The organism is Rathayibacter sp. AY1G1, from assembly GCF_002932095.1.
In the GTDB taxonomy this organism is placed as follows: domain Bacteria; phylum Actinomycetota; class Actinomycetes; order Actinomycetales; family Microbacteriaceae; genus Rathayibacter.
This window is the reverse complement of record NZ_PSUZ01000008.1, coordinates 36,477-52,051: the sequence shown is the minus strand read 5'-3', so window position 1 is coordinate 52,051 and position 15,575 is coordinate 36,477. Positions and strand designations below refer to the sequence as shown.

The following is a 15,575-nucleotide window of genomic DNA, read 5'->3' as shown; positions in this document are numbered from 1 at the left end:
TCGATGCGCCGCCGTCGATGCGCTACCGCAGCGGGATCCAGGGCCGATCGCGCCGCCGGGCCCGCAGTCGAAGGTGCTCCGCCCCGCCTGATCGCCGCTCTCTCCCCCGACCCCCTCCCGCCTTCCCTCTCGAGCCGTTCCCCACGCAGCCCGGCCGGTCCTGCTCCCGGCACGCACCACGAGCCGCCCCGTCTCCGCCTCCCCGGCCCGGGAACGGCGAACGGCCGCCCCCGCCGCTCCTGGAGGAGCAGGGGGACGGCCGTTCGCGGCGGTCGCGGAGGACTACTCCGCGGCGCCCGCCTCACGCTGCGCCAGGGCGCGGCGTCGGAGGCCGGTGATCACAGCACCTGCACCGAGGAGGGCGAGGGCGGCGGCTCCGAGGAGACCGCCGTCGAAGCCCGTCGACGGGAGGCCGCCGGCGCCGTGGCCGGGCGCGCCCGGTCCGGCGGTCGGCGTGGAGGTGGGCTCCCCCGGTCCGGCGGTGGGGCCGGCCGTCGGCGTCGCGGTCGGCTCCGGGGTGCCCGTGGGCTCCGGAGTCGCGGTCGGCGTCGGGGTGGGGGTGACCGCCTCGGTGACGTCGACGCTCACGAGCGTCGCGAGTCCCGAATCGGTGTAGGCGACACGGCCGAGGTAGCGGGCCGGGCCCGCCAGGTTCGACCAGGAGACCGCGTACGCGATCGGCTCGCCCTGCACGGCGTCGACCACGGCGGGGTCGGTGCTCAGCGAGCCGAGACCGTTCTCCGGAGTGATGACGAAGCTGCGGAAGTCGAACGTGACGGTCGAGGATCCCGGAGCGGTCGAGTAGACATCGGCCTGGACCGTGTACTCGCCCGGAGCGGGGTCGGCGATGTCGACGCGCTCGTCGGCCGAGCCGGTCGCCGAGGTGAAGACCTTGTCGGTGCTCTCGCTGGTGACGGTGAGGTCGAGGTCGGCCGCGTCGTCGAGCGAGTCGAGATCGAAGCGGGCGAACTCGGCGCCCTCCGGCACCACGACGGTGGTCGTCAGCGACTTCCCCGTGGGGAGCGTCGCCGAGTGGCCGTCAGCGGCAGTGGCGTCCTCGGCGAGGACGCCCTCGGCGAGACCGCTCGCGGTGAGCGGCAGCGCGCCGGTGATGCCGGGCGTGACCGTCACCGTGCCGGTGCCGGTCGAGCCGGTGCCGGAGACCTCGTAGGGCGCGTCCAGCAGGACGGGGCGCACCGCGATCGGGCTGCGGACGTCGTGCTCCGCGCTCGCCCAGGTCAGGTAGCCGGTGGCGAACTGGTTGAGCGCCGCCGAGCCGGTGGTGAAGGAGACCGTGTACTCCGCCGTCTGGCCCGCACCCGTGAAGGAGAGGGTCGAGGGCGAGACGACGGTGTCGATCCCGGCGAGGCCGTCGACCGAGGCGGTGTAGGTGCCCGCGCCGGTCGAGGTGACCGTGCGGGTCACGGTCTGCGTGCCCGCGAGGGCGCCGATCGCGATCGAGGCCTGGTTGAGGTCGGACGGGTCGATCGCGGCGATCGGGTCGATCACCGGGTTCGAGGTGAAGACGTAGCCCGCACCCTTGAGGAACGCGATCCAGTCCTCCGTGCCGCTCTGGTAGAGCAGTCCGGGGTCGAGGAACGCGGCCGGGTCGACGTGTCCGGCGCCCTGGGCGAAGACGTCCTCGGACGCGGCGCCCGACTGGTCGACGCTGTCGTAGGCGGAGGTCATCATGGCCGACTTCACCGCGGACGGCGAGGCCTTCGGGGTCGCGCCGAGGATCAGCGCGCCGAGGCCCGCCACGTGCGGCGACGACATCGAGGTGCCGGACTCGAACGCGAAGGCGGGGTCGTCGCCCTCGGCGTTGAAGCTGTCGGCGAGGATCGCGACGCCGGGCGCCGTGAGGTCGGGCTTCAGCACGTCGGCGCCGTCCGCCTCAGCGGGTCCGCGCGACGAGAAGCCGGCGACCTGCGGGACGGGGATGGAGGCTCCGGACGAGTTGCCCTCGGAGAGGGTCACGGTCGCACCGGCGGTACCGGCGTAGGTCGTGATCGCCTGGTAGGCCTGCGAGTCGATCTGGATGCTCGGGACCGAGTGGTCGTCGACGTGCAGGGCATTCGGGGTCGGGTTGAGCAGCAGCATGCCGATGCCGCCGGCCCGCTCGACCTCGGCCGACTTGGAGACGCGCGCGGTGACGCCCGCGGTGCAGGCGACGATCGTGCCCTTCACCTTGTCGGGGTCGAGGGTGCCGGTCTCGCAGATGGCGGGGTTCTCGGCGCCCGAGCGGACGACGTCGGCGCTGTTCACCAGCGGTCCGGTGACGTCCTCGTGGACCGAGATGGATCCTCCGACGAACTTCTGGCCGTCGCCGAGAGCGGCGGTCGCGGTGTAGGTCGGGATGGAGGACGCGGCGACCGTGGTGTACCAGGGCGACGCGTGGTCGAGCGTGGAGGCGCCCGCACCCGAGTTGCCGGCCGAGGCCGCGACGAAGACGCCCGCGGCGGCGGCGTTGAGGAACGCCTCGTCGATCGCGGTCAGGGTCGAGGTGGCCGAGCCGCCGCCGATCGAGAAGTTGATGACGTCGACGCCGTCCTTGGTCGCGGCGTCGATGGCCGCGAGGATGCCCGCTCCGGAGCAGAAGTCGTCGTCGTCGGTGCCCTCGTCGGGTCCGTTCCAGCAGACCTTGTACGCGGCGACCTTGGCGGCCGGGGCGACTCCGGAGATCTTCCCGTAGTCGTAGCCGTCGACGCTCGCCTCGACGCCGTTGTTGCCGGCTGCCGTGCTCGCGGTGTGCGAGCCGTGTCCGTCGGCGTCGCGCGGGGAGCGGTACTCGGGGTTGTCCGTCGAGCCGACCTCCTCGTCCGCGAGGAACCAGCGTGCGCCGATGAGCTTCTGGTTGCACTCGTCGCCGTCCCACTGCTCGGAGGCGGGGAGCCCCGGCGAGCAGGACCCGACGAAGGTGCCGCCGTCCGACTTCACGAAGGAGGTGGTGGTGCCGTCCGTGTAGGGGGCCGCTCCGGGCGAGGTCGCCAGGGGCGCGCCCTCGAAGGAGGGGTTCTCGGGCGCGATGCCGGAGTCGATGACGCCGACGACGACGCCCTCGCCCGCCTTGTCGATGCCGCCCAGCTTCTGCCAGACGCCGTTCTCGCCCTCGAGGCCGAGGAAGTCGGTGGAGCGCTGCTGTCCGGTGTCGGGCACCGGGGTGCCGGCGGCGGCCGCGGCGAGCGGCGAGGCCTGCGCGGCGCGGTCGACCTTCAGGTCCTCGACCTTGCGGACCTGCGCGACGTCGCGGCGGCTCGCGAGCTCGCCCGCCTGCTCGCCCGAGAGGGTCGCGGAGAAGCCGTTGAGGGCGACGGTGTAGTGGTAGCCGATGGCGGCGTCGACCGCGGAGGCGACGTCCTCCTGGCGCTGCTCGAGGTGGGCGGAGTAGTCCTCCACCGGAGCCGAGGCGGCCTGCAGCTGCGCACCGTCGACGGGCGCGGTGCGGGCGAAACGGGCATCGCTGCCCTGGTAGGTGGCCGCGGAGGGCTCGACGAGGGTGACGACGTAGTCGCCGTCGTCGAAGCTCTGGCCGACGGAGAGCCCGCCGACGAGCGAGGCACTGCCGGCGAGAGGGGCGGCACTGGCGCCGGTGGTGGCGAAGGCCGCGGTCGCGGCGACTCCGAGGACGGCGAGGCCCGCGAGGATGCGCCTCTCAGCGCGGCGGACGGGTGGTCGGTGGGACAGGTGGATCGGCAATCGATGTCCTTACTCACATTCGCTGGGAACCGGATCGGTTTCCACACAGAAACGACCCTACGAACTCGATTGCCCAGCTTTGTTACGAACGGGTAACGAAGTTGACGCCGAAAGGGGCCGATCCGTTGGCACTCTCCCTCCGCGAGTGCTAATTTATTCGCATTGAGCCGGGTCGGCTCAACTCTTGGAACTCTTCGTTGCACGGCTGAATGGAGTGATCTCATGGCTGTCACCTACGACCCCGTCCGCGAGCTGGACCGCCTCGCCACCGCCCTCCTCGGCTCCGGCCAGGGGCCCCGCCGGATGCCGATCGACCTGTACCGGGACGGCGACCACTACGTCCTCACCGCCGACCTCCCCGGCATCGACCCCGGGTCCGTCGACGTCGACGTCGACGGGCAGCTCCTCACCATCCGCGCCCAGCGCACCGTCGCGGGCGGCGACGACGTCACCTGGATCACCCGGGAGCGCCAGTCGGCGACCTTCGTCCGCCAGCTGAGCCTCGGCCGGGGCGTCGACACCGAGCGCATCGCCGCGTCCTGCGACAACGGCGTGCTCTCGGTGACCATCCCGGTCAGCGAGAAGGCGCGTCCCCGCCGCATCGAGGTCGTCTCGACCACCCGCCCCGAGCAGGTGCGGATCGGCGAGGCGGCCGCCGAGTAGGACGACGAGCGAGGGCCCGTCCGCGATCGTGCGGGCGGGCCCTCCGCGTGTCCGCACGCCCTACGCTGGCCGGATGCGCGCCTCCTCCTCCGACACCGCTGTCGGCGTCCTGCTCCCCCGCGATCTCCCCGCCTCCGAGGTGCTCGTCTACGCCCGCCGCGCCGAGGAGCTCGGCTTCGACGAGCTCTGGGTGGTCGAGGACCTCGGCTTCCGCGGCGGCATCGCCCAGGCCGGCGCGGTGCTCGCCGCCACCGAGCGGATCGTCGTCGGCATCGGCATCCTGCCCGCCGCCGTGCGCACGGCGGCCTTCACCGCGATGGAGCTCGGCACTCTCGCCGAGCTGTTCCCCGGCCGCGTCCACGCCGGCATCGGGCACGGGATGCCGCACTGGCTGCGCGGCCTCGGCGTCTGGCCGCGCAGCCCGCTCACCCTGCTCGAGGAGCAGTTCGACGCGATCCGCTCGCTGCTCTCCGGCGAGCGCACCGACCGCTCCGGCCGCTACGTGCACGTGGACGGCCTCGTCCTGGAGTCGCCGCCCGCCGTCGTGCCGCCGCTGCTGGCCGGCGTCCGCGGACCGAAGTCGCTGGCGCTCGCGGGCCGGATCGCCGACGGGGTCGTCCTGGCCGAGCCCGTCACTCCGGAGTACCTCGCGGCGGCCCGCGGCCACCTCGGCGGCACCGGACGGATCGTCGCCTACAACGTGGCCGCCGTGGACGACGACGCGGCCGCCGCGCGCGACGCGGTCCGGCTGGGACTCGAGTGGATCGGCGAGCCGGACTGGGCGCCGCACATCGAGCCGCTCCCCTTCGCGGAGGACTTCGCCCGCCTGCGGGCCGAGAGCGCCGACCGCGCCGCCTTCGTCCGCGACCTGCCCGACGCCTGGGTCGACCAACTGGCCGTCGTGGGCACCCCCGAGGACGCTCGTCGCCGCATCGGCCTGCTGCACGAGGCCGGTGCGTCGAGCGTCGTGCTGATGCCGTCGGGGCCCGATCCGCTCCACGCGATGGAGGAGCTCGCCCGGGCGCTCTGAGGCGCTCGGCAAGGGCGCGTCTCACCGGGCCCGGATACGCCTCCGGCCCGCAGGATCCGTGGATCGTGCGGGCCGGACGCGTCTGCTGAAGCCGGAGATCACGCCGACATGCGGGCCTTCAGGTTCTCATCGAGGGTCGCGAGGAACTCCTCGGTCGTCTGCCAGCCCTGCTCGGGGCCGACGAGCAGGGCGAGGTCCTTCGTCATCTTCCCGGACTCGACCGTCTTGATGACCACGTCCTCCAGGGTGAGCGAGAAGTCGATGAGCTCCTGGTTGCCGTCGAGCTTGCCGCGGTGCGCGAGGCCGCGCGTCCAGGCGTAGATCGAGGCGATCGGGTTCGTCGAGGTGGGCTTGCCGGCCTGGTGCTGGCGGTAGTGGCGCGTGACGGTGCCGTGCGCCGCCTCCGCCTCGACGACGCTGCCGTCGGGCGTGGAGAGCACGGAGGTCATCAGGCCCAGCGAGCCGAAGCCCTGCGCGACGGTGTCGGACTGGACGTCGCCGTCGTAGTTCTTGCAGGCCCAGACGTAGCCGCCCTCCCACTTCATGGCCGAGGCGACCATGTCGTCGATGAGGCGGTGCTCGTAGGTGAGGCCCGCGGCGTCGAAGCGCTCCTTGAACTCGGTCTCGAAGATCTCCTCGAAGATGTCCTTGAAGCGGCCGTCGTAGGCCTTGAGGATCGTGTTCTTGGTGGAGAGGTAGACCGGGTAGTTGCGCGAGAGGCCGTAGTTCAGCGACGAGCGGGCGAAGTCGCGGATCGACGCGTCCTGGTTGTACTGGACCTGCGCGATGCCGTCGTCCGGGGCCTTGTAGACCTCGAATCTCATCGGCTCGGAGCCGTCCTCGGGCGTGAACTCGACGGTCAGCGTGCCCTTGCCCTTGAAGACGAAGTCGGTGGCGCGGTACTGGTCGCCGAACGCGTGGCGGCCGATGATGATCGGCTTGTTCCAGCCGGGGACCAGGCGCGGGATGTTCGAGATGATGATGGGCTCGCGGAAGATCACGCCGCCGAGGATGTTGCGGATCGTGCCGTTGGGCGACTTCCACATCTTCTTGAGGCCGAACTCCTCGACGCGGGCCTCGTCGGGGGTGATGGTCGCGCACTTCACGCCGACGCCGTGCTTCTGGATGGCGTGCGCCGCGTCGATCGTGACCTGGTCGTCCGTCTCGTCGCGGTACTCGATGCCGAGGTCGTAGTACTCGAGGTTCACGTCGAGGTACGGGTGGATGAGGGTGTCCTTGATCTTCTGCCAGATGATGCGCGTCATCTCGTCGCCGTCGAGCTCGACGACCGTTCCCTCAACCTTGATCTTGGACATTGCTCTCCCATGGTGTCGATGACCCCGCACCTGTGCGGGACGGGCGGCTCTGCACCGCTCCGGATGGCCTCCGCCAGCCTACCCGAGGCCCGAACTGTCTCGATGTCGAGACAGTTCTCGATCGTCCGCGCCGGGGCCGGCGCACGTCGCCCGACAGGAGGATGCCCGCCGTCCTGCGCCGCCGGTACAGTGACGGCATGAGTGACCTCCGCCTGGAAGAGCTGTCCGCCTCGAACATCTCCGCCGTGAACGGTCTGAGCCTCAAACCCGGCCAGGAGCAGTTCATCGCGCCGGTCTCCTACTCCGCCGCCGCCGCGGTGATCGACCCGGGCGCCTCCTGGCAGCGGGCCGTGATGGACGGCGACGAGCTGGTCGGCTTCATCCACGCGCACTTCGACCCGGAGGCGGCGGAGGAGTTCCGCAGCTGCATCTGGCGCATCAACATCGACGCGGCGAAGCAGGGCCGCGGCGTGGGCACCTTCGCCGTCCGCGCCACCGCCGACGAGGCGCGCGCCCGCGGCTTCGACACCCTCACGGTGATCTGGGAGTCCGGCGAGGACGGCCCGGAGCAGTTCTTCCGCTGGATCGGCTTCGAGGTCGTCGGCGAGACGCAGTACGGCGAGAACATCGGGGCGCTGACGCTCTGAGCGCGGCGCCGGAGGCAGCGGAGCCGGCCGACTTCGTCTCCGCCGTCCTCGAGGTGGTCGCCTCCATCCCGCCCGGCCGCGTGATGGCCTACGGCGAGATCGCCGCGGTCCTCGGCACGCGTGCGGCACGCGCGGTCGGCACGGTGATGGCCCGCTACGGCTCCGACACCGCCTGGTGGCGCGTCGTCCGCGCGGGAGGAGCGCCCCCGGTCGGCCACGAGGAGCGCGCCCGCCGGGAGTACGAGCGCGAGGGCACGCCCCTCGTCGTCACGCCGGGCGGCTGGCGCGTCGACGTGCGCAGCGCACGCTGGCGCCCCTGAGCCGGGATCGGCTCAAGTGCGTCAGTCGCGAGCGGCAGCCGCTCAGACGAGCGAGTCCCGCCAGGCCGCGTGCAGGGTGGCGAAGCGGCCCTCGCCGGCGATGAGCGCCTCCGGAGTGCCGTCCTCGACGATGCGGCCGTGCTCCATCACCAGCACCCGGTCGGCGATCGCGACCGTCGAGAGGCGGTGCGCGATGATGACCGCCGTGCGGTCCGCCAGGAGCGTCTGCAGGCCCTGCTGCACCAGGCGCTCGCTCGGGATGTCGAGGGAGGAGGTCGCCTCGTCCAGGATCAGCACCGCCGGGTCGGCCAGGAACGCGCGGGCGAACGAGATCAGCTGGCGCTGACCGGCCGAGACGCGGCCGCCGCGCTTGTTCACATCGGTGTCGTAGCCGTCCGGCAGCGCCTGGATGAACTCGTGCGCGCCGACCGCCTGCGCGGCCCGGACGATCTCGTCGTAGGACGCGGTCGGCCGCCCGATCGCGATGTTGTCGGCGACGGATCCGGAGAAGAGGTACGCCTCCTGGGTGACCATCACGATCGCGCGCCGCAGGTCCTTCGGGTGCAGCTGCCGCAGGTCCACGCCGTCGAGGGTCACCACGCCGTCGCTCGGGTCGTAGAAGCGCGAGATCAGCTTGGCGAGCGTCGTCTTGCCGGCGCCCGTGGACCCGACGAGGGCGATGGTCTGCCCGGCGGGGATGTCGAGGTCGAAGCGCGGCAGCACCTCGCGGTCGGCGGTGTAGGCGAAGCGGACGCCCTCGAAGCCGAGGCGGCCCCGCGCCTGGCGCAGGTCGACCGGGCGGGCCGGATCCGGGACGCTCGGCTCCTCGGCCAGCACGCCCGAGATCTTCTCGAGCGCGGCGGCCGCCGACTGGTAGGAGTTGTAGAACATCGCCATCTCCTGCACCGGGTCGAAGAAGCGCCGGGTGTAGAGCAGGACCGCCAGCAGCGCGCCGATCTCGAGCCCGCCGTCGAGCACGCGGACGCCGCCGATGAACAGCACCACGGCGACGGTGACGTTGCCGATCAGCACGAGCCCGGGGTCGAAGGTGCCGAACACCCCGAAGACGCGCTTGTAGGCGAGCCGGTACTGCTCGACGACCCCGCCGAACACGGACTCGTTGCGCTTCTGCGTGCGGAAGGTCTGCACGGCGCGGATGCCGGTCATGGACTCCACGAACTGCACGATGAGCCGCGACGAGGCGACGCGAGTGCCGCGGAACAGCGCCTGCGACCGTTTCTGGAACCAGCGGGTGAGCAGCGCGAGCGGCACCAGGGCGCAGGCGAGCACGATGCCGCTCACGCCGTCCAGGGAGACCAGAGCGATCGCGACGAAGCCCATGTAGAGCGCACCCTGCACCAGCTGGTTGATGCCGGAGTCGAGCAGCTCGCGGATGGAGTCGAGGTCGCTGGTCTGGCGCGAGATGATCCGGCCGGAGGTGTAGTTCTCGTGGAACTCCAGGCTCAGCTTCTGGGTGTGCAGGAAGACCCGCTTGCGCAGGTCGATCAGGATCGCCTGGCTCACCCGCGCGGAGAGCACGGTGTACCAGGCGACCAGGAGCGCGCCGACGAGTCCGGTGAGGATGTAGGCGCCGACCGTGACCGCCAGCGGGACCGCGTTCCCCGCGAGGACCGCGGGCAGGCCGTTGTCGATGCCCGCCGCGATCAGCGCCGGTCCCGCGACCTGGGCAGCGGTCGCGACGACGACCACGACCGCGGTGAGCACCAGCCGCAGCCGGAGCGGCCGCAGCAGGGAGCCGAGCAGCCGCAGCGAGCGCCGGCGCAGGGCCGCCGACTCCGCTCTGCTGAGGTCGTCGCGCTCCTCGGAGGAACCGAGCGTGCTCATGATCGCGTCTCCTGGTGGGTCGTCGTGGGGCGGGAGCCGATGCGCTCGGTCCCGGCGGGCCGGGTCAGCTCGTCCTCCTCGAGGCTCGAGATGACGAAGCGGTAGTGCGGGCTGCTCGCGAGCAGCTCGCTGTGGGTGCCGACCGCGGTGATGCGGCCCTCCTCCATCAGTGCCACGCGATCGGCGAGCGCCACCGTCGAGGGGCGGTGGGCGACGATGATCGCCGTGGTGTCGCCGAGCACGCGGCGCAGCCCCGCCTCGACGCGCGCCTCCGTGTCGACGTCTAGCGCCGAGAGCGGGTCGTCGAGGACGAGCACCGCCGGACGCGCGGCCACCGCGCGGGCGAGGGCCAGGCGCTGGCGCTGGCCGCCGGAGAGGCTCATCCCCTCCTCGCCCACCTTCGTGTCCAGGCCCTCGGGGAGGCGGTGGACGAAGTCGGCCTGCGCGATCTCGAGGGCCTCGAGCAACTCCTCCTCGGTCGCGTCGGGTCGGCCGAGGAGGACGTTCTCGCGCACGCTGATGGAGAAGAGCGTCGCGTCCTCGAACGCCATGCCGACGTGCGTGCGCAGCTCGTCGCGGCGGAGCCGGCGGATGTCGACGCCGTCGAGCTCGATGGCTCCGCCGGTCACGTCGTAGAGGCGCGGGAGCAGCGCGGTGAGCGTCGTCTTCCCGGAGCCGGTGATGCCGACCAGTGCCATCGTCTCGCCCGGCTCGACCTCGAGGTCGACGCCGTCGAGGAGGTCGCGGTAGCGCTCGGGGGCGTCCTGGTAGCGGAAGTGGACGTCGCGGAAGCGGACCCGACCGCGCGGCTCGAGGATCGTGTCGGGGTCCTCCGGGTCGGTGATGGTGTTCCGGCTGTCCATCACCTCGAAGTAGCGGTCGACCGCCGTGCGGGTGTCGAAGGTCATCGAGAGGAGGAAGCCGATCGACTCCACCGGCCAGCGCAGCACGGTCGCGGTGGCGAAGAAGGCGAACAGCTCGCCGACGCTCAGCTGGCCGGCCGCGGCGAGCCAGACCCCGCCGAGCAGGCAGAGCGCGAACGCGATGTCCGGCACCAGCAGCAGGACGAGCCAGATCCCGGCGATGGCGCGGGCCTTGTCGATCTCGGTGCCGCGGAGCTTCTCGGCCTGGCCGGCGAAGTTCTCCAGCGCGTGCTGGTGGCGGCCGAAGGCCTTGAGGACGCGGATGCCGTGCACCGACTGCTCGACGGTCGTGGCGAGGTCGCCCGCCTGGTCCTGGCTGCGGCGCGCGATGCTCGAGTAGCGCTTCTCGAACGCGAACCCGTAGATCCAGACCGGGATCGAGCACACGACGAAGAGCACGCCGAGGATCGGGTTCCAGTAGACGAGGACGCCGAAGCCGACGACGATCGTCAGCGCGTTGACCACGAGCAGGACGAAGCCGAAGGCGATCCAGCGGCGGATGAGGCTGAGGTCGCTCATCGCCCGCGACAGGAGCTGCCCGCTCTGCCAGCGGTCGTGGAACGAGACGGGGAGGTCCTGCAGGCGGCTGTAGAGCGCCGAGCGCATGCGCGCCTCGATCCGCGTGCTGGGGGTGAGGACCATCCGGCGCCGCAGCGCGATGGCACCGGCCTCGACGACGCCGAGCACGAGGATGACGGCGACCGGGCCGATCAGCGGCCCGAGGTCGCCGGAGCCGGCGGAGGCCGCTCCGTCCCCCAGCGGCCCGTCGACGAGCTGCTGCAGGACGATCGGGATGACCAGCGACACCAGGCTCGCCACGAGCGCGACCGCGATGCCGCCGACCAGCCGGGGCAGGGAGTCGCCGACGAAGGGGACGAGGCGCAGCAGGGTCTGCAGCGTGCTCGGGCGCTTCTGCGCGGGGGCGCCGGGAGACGGGAGGGCGGGAGCGGACACGGCGGAGGGCTTTCGCGACGAGGGCGGGGCCTCCCCGCCCACCCGGCAGGGGAGGCGGGAGGTGCCACCGGGCCGGAGAGCTCCGGGCAGCCTTGAAGGCTATACCCGGGCTATGTGCTCCGTCCAGCGGCCGCCGCGATCCGGCGGTTCCCCCCGCCTCCGCCGTCAGCGGACGCGGACCGAGAGGCAGGTGACGCAGCCCTCGAGCTTCTCGAACTCCGAGACGTCCACGGTGAGGACGCGGTAGCCCAGGCTCCGCAGCAGCTCGGCGCTCCGGGGAGCGGAGGCGGCCATCAGGAGGGTGTCGTCGTCGAGGACGACCACGTGGGCGCCCGCCTCCTCGGGCATCGGCAGGAAGGAGGGGAACAGGCGCGGCTCGTCGACGACCGGCTCCCAGCCGATGACCGTGCCGTCGGGCAGCGCGGTCACGGCGCTCTTGAGGTGCAGCACCTTGGTCAGCGGGACCGCGACGACGTCGTACCCGCGGGGGCGGAGGATCGCGCGCAGCTGGGCTACCCCCGCCGCGTCGGTCCGGCCTCCGCGGCCGACGTAGACCGTCGATCCCACCTTGAGGACGTCGCCGCCGTCGAGCGTGCCCGGCTCCTCGATGCGGTCGACCGTCAGGCCGAGGGCGCGGACGGCCTCCTCGGCGCCTGCCGTCTCTCCGCGGCGGGACTCCGCTCCGGACCGGGCGATCACGGCGTGGTCGCCGAAGACGACGACCGCGTCCTCGAGGAAGACGGAGTCGGCGAGTCCGGGCGCCGGTGCGGCCTCGACCGTCTCCCAGCCGGCCCGCTCGAGCAGGTCGACGTACGCCTCCCACTGCTGCTGGGCGCGCTGCTGGTCGACGGGGACGCGCTCGAGGTGGGTGAGCTCGCCCGCCGAGAGGTCGGCGGCCGGGGCCCGGACGATCGCGATGCGGCGGTCGGTGACGACGGCGGCCGGCGCGCCCGTGGTGCGGAGGCGGTTCCAGAGCGCGCGGCCGACGCTCGCCGCCGAGACGGTGAACGCGAGCAGGAAGACGAGGTTGAGTCCGGCGAAGGTCTGGAAGATGGAGGCCCAGACGGCGCCCGTGACGGCCTCGCCGGTGGCGCTGGCTTGGACGAGCGTGCCGAACACGGCTCCGACCACACCCGCGACGAGTCCCGCGAGGGCGGCGCTCCAGGTGCGTCCGAGCATCCCCGCGACGGCGAGGACGAGGACGACCACGAAGCCGAGCACGCTCGAGAGCAGGAAGTAGGCGTTGACCTGCGGGATGGAGCCGGGCTGCAGCTGGTTGCCGATGAAGAAGGCCAGCAGGTTGGCGAGGTGCGCCACGAGCGCGGTCGCCGCGGCGGCGAGCAGCGCGACGAGGATCCGGCGGCCCGTCCCGGGCGCGCGGTCCCGGTTCGGGGCGATCGTGGTCGCGGCGGTCGGGGTGTCGGGAGTGGACGCGGGCGTCGAGTCGGAAGGCACCCGGTGACCCTACGCGCCCCCGCCCGCGCCTCGCCTGTCGATCCCCTAGCAGCCCCCTAAGAGCCGCCCACCGCACCGCAGAGCGGTTTCAGCGGGCCTTGCGTGCCCGGCGATGCCCGCGACCCGCGACGCCCCCACTCCCTGGAACGCCTCACGTCGCGAAGCCGACCGCACCCCGCCGCGCGAGCAGCGGCCGGGAAGACGCCCGCCGCAAGGCAGAGCCGACTCAGCGGGGATCGCGTGCCAAGCGATTCCCGCGACCGGCGACGCACCCCGCTCCACGGAACGCTCCGTGTCGCGAAGCCGACCGCGCCCCGCAGGATGCGGCCGGGAAGACGAGCACCGCAAGGCAGAGCCGGTTCAGCGGGAATCGCGTGCCAAGCGATTCCCGCGACCGGCGACGCACCCCGCTCTACGGAACGCACCCCGTCGCGAAGCCGACCGCGCCCCGCCGCGCAGGGAGCGGCGGGGAGATCGAACACCACTTCTTCCACCGAGTGACGGGCGCGGAGCGCCCGTCACTCAGTGGAAGAAGTGCCGCTCCCCCGTCGTGTACATCGTGACGCCGGCGCGGGCGGCCGCGTCGATGACCTCGGCGTCGCGGACGGAGCCGCCGGGCTGGACGACGGCCTTCACGCCGGCGGCGAGGAGCACCTCGAGGCCGTCGGCGAAGGGGAAGAACGCGTCGGAGGCGGCGACGGTGCCGGGGGCGCGGTCGCCGGCGCGGGTGACGGCGAGGTGGCAGGAGTCGACGCGGTTGACCTGACCCATGCCGACGCCGACGGAGGCGCCGCCCTTGGCGAGGAGGATCGCGTTCGACTTGACGGCGCGGCAGGCCTTCCACGCGAACTCGAGGTCGAGCATCGTGTCGGCGTCGGCGGGCTCGCCGGCGACGAGCTGCCAGCCGGAGCTGACCTCGCCGGGGCCGCCGATGAAGCGGTCCGGCTCCTGCAGCAGCAGGCCGCCGGAGATCTGCTTGAACTCGCGCTCGACGGGGGCGTAGAAGTCGGGGAGCTGCAGCAGGCGCAGGTTCTTCTTGGTCTTCAGCACCTCGAGCGCCTCGGGCTCGAAGCCGGGGGCGACGAGCACTTCGGTGAAGATCTCCTTCACCGTCTCGGCCATGGCGAGGGTGACGGGCCGGTTCGCGGCGATGACGCCGCCGAAGGCCGACACCGGGTCGCACTCGTGGGCGCGGCGGTGGGCGGAGGCGATGAGGTCGATCGCCTTCGAGCTCGCGATCGCGATGCCGCAGGGGTTCGCGTGCTTGATGATCGCGACGGCGGGGAGCACGAAGTCGTAGGCCGCGCGGACGGCCGCGTCGGCGTCGACGTAGTTGTTGTAGGACATCTCCTTGCCGTGCAGCTGCGTCGCCTGCGCGATGCCGGTGCCGTCGGGAGAGACGTAGAGGGCCGCCTTCTGGTGCGAGTTCTCGCCGTAGCGGAGGACCTGCTGCAGGGTCCCGCGGATCTCGACCGAGCCCTCGACGCCCTCGGCCGCCTCCTGCCCGGCGAACCAGGCGGCGACGGCGGAGTCGTAGGAGGCGGTGTGCGCGAAGGCGCGGGCCGCCAGGGTGCGGCGCGCGGCGAGCGTCGTGCCGCCGTCGGCGAGGGCGGTCGCGATCCCGGAGTAGTCGGCCGGATCGACGACGATCGCGACGTTCGCGTGGTTCTTCGCGGAGGCGCGGACGAGGGCCGGGCCCCCGATGTCGATGTTCTCGACCACGGTCGCCGCGTCGGCGCCGCCGGCGACGGTCTCGCGGAACGGGTACAGGTTCACCACGACCAGCTCGAACGCGGCGATGTCGAGCTGCTCCAGCTGCTCGCGGTGCGAGGCGAGCCTCAGGTCGGCGAGGATGCCCGCGTGCACGGCCGGGTGCAGCGTCTTCACGCGGCCGTCGAGCGACTCCGGGAACCCGGTGACGGCCGAGACGTCGGTGACCTCGTGGCCGGCGCCGCGGAGGGTCGCTGCGGTCGAGCCGGTGGAGACGAGCTCGACGCCGGCCGCGGCGAGCGCCGCTCCGAGCTCGAGCAGGCCGGTCTTGTCGCTGACCGAGATCAGCGCCCGGCGGACGGGGACCCGGTCGCGGTCGTCGTAGATGCTGGGGTCGTGGGCGGTGATGCTCATGCGCGGGCGAGCTCCTCGAGGTCGACGGTTCCGTGGGCGATGTCGAGCACCGTCTGCACCAGCAGGCGACGCTCGATGGTCTTGATGCGCTCGTGCAGCGCGTCCTCGCTCTCGCCGGGGAGCACGGCGAGGCTCTCCTGGGCGATGACGGGTCCCGTGTCGACGCCGGTGTCGATCACGTGCACGGTGACGCCGGTCTCGGTCGCGCCGGCGGCGAGGGCGTCACGGACGGCGTGGGCGCCGGGGAAGAGGGGCAGCAGGGCGGGATGCGTGTTGATCATCCGCGGGCTGAGCGCGTCCACCACCACGGGCGGCAGGATGCGCATGAAGCCCGCGCAGACGACGAGGTCGGGCTCCCACTCCCGGATGCGCCCGAGCAGGGCGGCGCCCCACTCGTCGCGGGAGGAGAAGTCGCGCGGCGCGACCGTGAAGGCGGGGACTCCGCGCTCCTCGGCGTGGCGGAAGCCCTCGGCGTCGGTGTCGCTGCCGACCGCGACGATGCGGGCGGGGAAGCCCTCGTCGCCGGTGGCGTCCAGCAGGGCGCGGAGGTTCGATCCGCCGCCGGAGAGGAGCACGACCAACTTCAGCACTGCGCAAGTCTA

At 72.4% G+C, this 15,575-nt stretch carries 11 protein-coding genes; 4 read left to right on the top strand and 7 right to left on the bottom strand.

Annotated elements, in window-relative coordinates:
* Positions 1 to 282: 282 nt before the first annotated feature.
* Positions 283 to 3,696, bottom strand: coding sequence for a S8 family serine peptidase (locus C5C36_RS06085; protein WP_104263071.1), 3,414 nt, complete (start codon positions 3,694 to 3,696; stop codon positions 283 to 285).
* A gap of 222 nt (positions 3,697 to 3,918) precedes the next feature.
* Between C5C36_RS06085 and C5C36_RS06080 the strand changes: the two genes are divergently transcribed.
* Both C5C36_RS06080 and C5C36_RS06075 read left to right on the top strand, forming a co-directional pair.
* Positions 3,919 to 4,359 (top strand): Hsp20/alpha crystallin family protein, encoded by a 441-nt coding sequence (locus C5C36_RS06080; protein WP_104263072.1) that lies wholly within the window; start codon positions 3,919 to 3,921, stop codon positions 4,357 to 4,359.
* Between the two features lie 73 nt (positions 4,360 to 4,432).
* Positions 4,433 to 5,389 carry an LLM class flavin-dependent oxidoreductase gene (locus tag C5C36_RS06075; protein WP_104263073.1) on the top strand — a complete coding sequence of 319 codons (957 nt, stop codon included), beginning with the start codon at positions 4,433 to 4,435 and terminating at the stop codon, positions 5,387 to 5,389.
* A 98-nt stretch (positions 5,390 to 5,487) separates the two neighbouring features.
* On the opposite strand, the gene C5C36_RS06070 is transcribed toward C5C36_RS06075, so the two are convergent.
* Complete coding sequence (locus tag C5C36_RS06070) at positions 5,488 to 6,705, bottom strand: NADP-dependent isocitrate dehydrogenase (protein ID WP_104224939.1); 1,218 nt, start codon at positions 6,703 to 6,705, stop codon at positions 5,488 to 5,490.
* A 197-nt stretch (positions 6,706 to 6,902) separates the two neighbouring features.
* Between C5C36_RS06070 and C5C36_RS06065 the strand changes: the two genes are divergently transcribed.
* Together C5C36_RS06065 and C5C36_RS06060 are read left to right on the top strand one after the other, a co-directional pair.
* Positions 6,903 to 7,352 carry a GNAT family N-acetyltransferase gene (locus C5C36_RS06065; RefSeq protein WP_104224946.1) on the top strand — a complete coding sequence of 150 codons (450 nt, stop codon included), beginning with the start codon at positions 6,903 to 6,905 and terminating at the stop codon, positions 7,350 to 7,352.
* Positions 7,349 to 7,672 (top strand): MGMT family protein, encoded by a 324-nt coding sequence (locus C5C36_RS06060; protein WP_104238475.1) that lies wholly within the window; start codon positions 7,349 to 7,351, stop codon positions 7,670 to 7,672. The genes C5C36_RS06065 and C5C36_RS06060 overlap by 4 nt, the downstream gene beginning before the upstream one ends.
* Before the next feature lie 42 nt (positions 7,673 to 7,714).
* Here the strand turns inward: C5C36_RS06060 and C5C36_RS06055 are convergent, their stop codons facing one another.
* The 5 genes from C5C36_RS06055 to purN all read right to left on the bottom strand — a co-directional run bounded on the left by C5C36_RS06055 (position 7,715) and on the right by purN (position 15,563).
* Positions 7,715 to 9,517 carry an ABC transporter ATP-binding protein gene (locus tag C5C36_RS06055; RefSeq protein WP_104258297.1) on the bottom strand — a complete coding sequence of 601 codons (1,803 nt, stop codon included), beginning with the start codon at positions 9,515 to 9,517 and terminating at the stop codon, positions 7,715 to 7,717.
* Positions 9,514 to 11,394: an ABC transporter ATP-binding protein gene (locus C5C36_RS06050; RefSeq protein ID WP_104263074.1), complete on the bottom strand. Its 1,881-nt coding sequence runs from the start codon at positions 11,392 to 11,394 to the stop codon at positions 9,514 to 9,516. The genes C5C36_RS06055 and C5C36_RS06050 overlap by 4 nt, the downstream gene beginning before the upstream one ends.
* Positions 11,395 to 11,559: 165 nt before the next feature.
* Positions 11,560 to 12,849 carry a dimethylargininase gene (gene ddaH / locus C5C36_RS18175; RefSeq protein WP_308470801.1) on the bottom strand — a complete coding sequence of 430 codons (1,290 nt, stop codon included), beginning with the start codon at positions 12,847 to 12,849 and terminating at the stop codon, positions 11,560 to 11,562.
* Between the two features lie 522 nt (positions 12,850 to 13,371).
* On the bottom strand, positions 13,372 to 14,973 hold the full coding sequence (gene purH, locus C5C36_RS06040; RefSeq protein WP_104263489.1) for a bifunctional phosphoribosylaminoimidazolecarboxamide formyltransferase/IMP cyclohydrolase: 1,602 nt from the start codon (positions 14,971 to 14,973) through the stop codon (positions 13,372 to 13,374).
* Entirely contained in the window at positions 14,970 to 15,563 is a 594-nt protein-coding gene (gene purN / locus C5C36_RS06035; RefSeq protein WP_104224933.1) for a phosphoribosylglycinamide formyltransferase, read from the bottom strand. Before purN ends, purH begins: the two co-directional genes overlap by 4 nt.
* Positions 15,564 to 15,575 lie beyond the last annotated feature (12 nt).